The following is a 2,618-nucleotide window of genomic DNA, read 5'->3' as shown; positions in this document are numbered from 1 at the left end:
CTTGAAAACTAGATAACCGGAAAAGCGGAGGCGAGCGTTTCGCCGCGATGGGCAAATGTTCTTCGCCTGCAAGGGTGCTTGCACCCGGAAGGCGAAGGTTATTTGACCCCGAGCGGCGGCGAGCCGACGCTAGACAATAAGGAAGAAGCCGAGAGCGCTGTAGGTTAAGCTAGAAAGGGCGCACGGTGGATGCCTTGGCACTAGGAGCCGATGAAGGACGGGGCAAACGCCGAAACGCTCCGGGGAGCTGTAAGCAAGCGTTGATCCGGAGATGTCCGAATGGGGGAACCCACTGTCCGTAATGGGGCAGTATCCATGCCTGAATCCATAGGGCATGGAGGGCACACCCGGGGAACTGAAACATCTTAGTACCCGGAGGAGAAGAAAGCAAACGCGATTCCCTGAGTAGCGGCGAGCGAAACGGGAACAGCCCAAACCAAGAGGCTTGCCTCTTGGGGTTGTAGGACCGCTCATTGTGGGAGTGAGAAAGGAACGGGGTAGACGAACCGGTCTGGAACGGCCGGCCAGAGAAGGTGACAGCCCTGTAGTCGAAACTTCGTTCCCTCCCGAGCGGATCCTGAGTACGGCGGGACACGGGAAATCCCGTCGGAAGCAGGGAGGACCATCTCCCAAGGCTAAATACTCCCTAGTGACCGATAGTGCACCAGTACCGTGAGGGAAAGGTGAAAAGCACCCCGGAAGGGGAGTGAAAGAGAACCTGAAACCGTGTGCCTACAAGTAGTCAGAGCGCGTTCATGCGTGATGGCGTGCCTTTTGTAGAATGAACCGGCGAGTGACGATGGCGTGCGAGGTTAAGCCGAAGAGGCGGAGCCGCAGCGAAAGCGAGTCTGAATAGGGCGAAAAGTACGTCGTCGTCGACCCGAAACCAGGTGATCTACCCATGTCCAGGGTGAAGGCCGGGTAACACCGGCTGGAGGCCCGAACCCACGCACGTTGAAAAGTGCGGGGATGAGGTGTGGGTAGGGGTGAAATGCCAATCGAACTTGGAGATAGCTGGTTCTCCCCGAAATAGCTTTAGGGCTAGCCTCGGGAGGGAGAGTGTTGGAGGTAGAGCACTGATTGGGCTAGGGGCCCTCATCGGGTTACCGAACCCAGTCAAACTCCGAATGCCAACGACTTATGCCCGGGAGTCAGACTGCGAGTGATAAGATCCGTGGTCGAGAGGGAAACAGCCCAGATCGCCAGCTAAGGCCCCAAAGTGCACGTTCAGTGGAAAAGGATGTGGCGTTGCTTAGACAACCAGGATGTTGGCTTAGAAGCAGCCACCATTTAAAGAGTGCGTAATAGCTCACTGGTCGAGTGACTCTGCGCCGAAAATGTACCGGGGCTAAACGTGCCGCCGAAGCTGCGGGATGACCGTTGGTCATCGGTAGGGGAGCGTTCTAAGGGCGTTGAAGCCAGACCGGAAGGACTGGTGGAGCGCTTAGAAGTGAGAATGCCGGTATGAGTAGCGAAAACAGAGGTGAGAATCCTCTGCGCCGAAAGCCTAAGGGTTCCTGAGGAAGGTTCGTCCGCTCAGGGTTAGTCGGGACCTAAGCCGAGGCCGAAAGGCGTAGGTGATGGACAACAGGTTGAGATTCCTGTACCACCTCCTTCCCGTTTGAGCGATGGGGGGACGCAGGAGGATAGGGCGAGCAGGCGGCTGGAAGAGCCTGTCCAAGCCGCAAGGCTGATCCGTAGGCAAATCCGCGGATTGTAAGGCCAAGCGGTGATGGCGACGGAGTCATCCGGAAGTCCCCGATTTCACACTGCCAAGAAAAGCCTCTAGCGAGGGAAGAGGTGCCCGTACCGCAAACCGACACAGGTAGGCGAGGAGAGAATNGGTGCAAGCCCCGATGAGCCGCAGTGAATAGGCCCAGGCGACTGTTTATCAAAAACACAGGTCTCTGCAAAACCGCAAGGTGACGTATAGGGGCTGACGCCTGCCCGGTGCTGGAAGGTTAAGGGGAGCGCTTAGCGGAAGCGAAGGTGCGAACCGAAGCCCCAGTAAACGGCGGCCGTAACTATAACGGTCCTAAGGTAGCGAAATTCCTTGTCGGGTAAGTTCCGACCCGCACGAAAGGTGTAACGACTTGGGCGCTGTCTCAACGAGAGACCCGGTGAAATTATACTACCTGTGAAGATGCAGGTTACCCGCGACAGGACGGAAAGACCCCGTGGAGCTTTACTGCAGCCTGATATGGAATTTTGGTATCGCTTGTACAGGATAGGTGGGAGCCTGGGAAGCCGGAGCGCCAGCTTCGGTGGAGGCGGCGGTGGGATACCACCCTGGCGATATTGAAATTCTAACCCGCACCCCTTAGCGGGGTGGGAGACAGTGTCAGGCGGGCAGTTTGACTGGGGCGGTCGCCTCCCAAAAGGTAACGGAGGCGCCCAAAGGTTCCCTCAGAATGGTTGGAAATCATTCGGAGAGTGCAAAGGCACAAGGGAGCTTGACTGCGAGACGGACAGGTCGAGCAGGGACGAAAGTCGGGCTTAGTGATCCGGTGGTTCCGCATGGAAGGGCCATCGCTCAACGGATAAAAGCTACCCCGGGGATAACAGGCTTATCTCCCCCAAGAGTCCACATCGACGGGGAGGTTTGGCACCTCGATGTC

At 57.4% G+C, this 2,618-nt stretch carries 1 rRNA gene; it reads left to right on the top strand.

The window, feature by feature from the left end:
• Positions 1-162: 162 nt before the first annotated feature.
• Positions 163-2,618 (top strand): 23S ribosomal RNA (locus ACFPOH_RS07485); the annotation flags it as partial.

The organism is Ureibacillus suwonensis (genome assembly GCF_042655065.1).
Classification (GTDB): domain Bacteria; phylum Bacillota; class Bacilli; order Bacillales_A; family Planococcaceae; genus Ureibacillus; species Ureibacillus suwonensis.
Note: the sequence above shows the minus strand (reverse complement) of the source record. Positions and strands in the feature narration are given on the sequence as shown.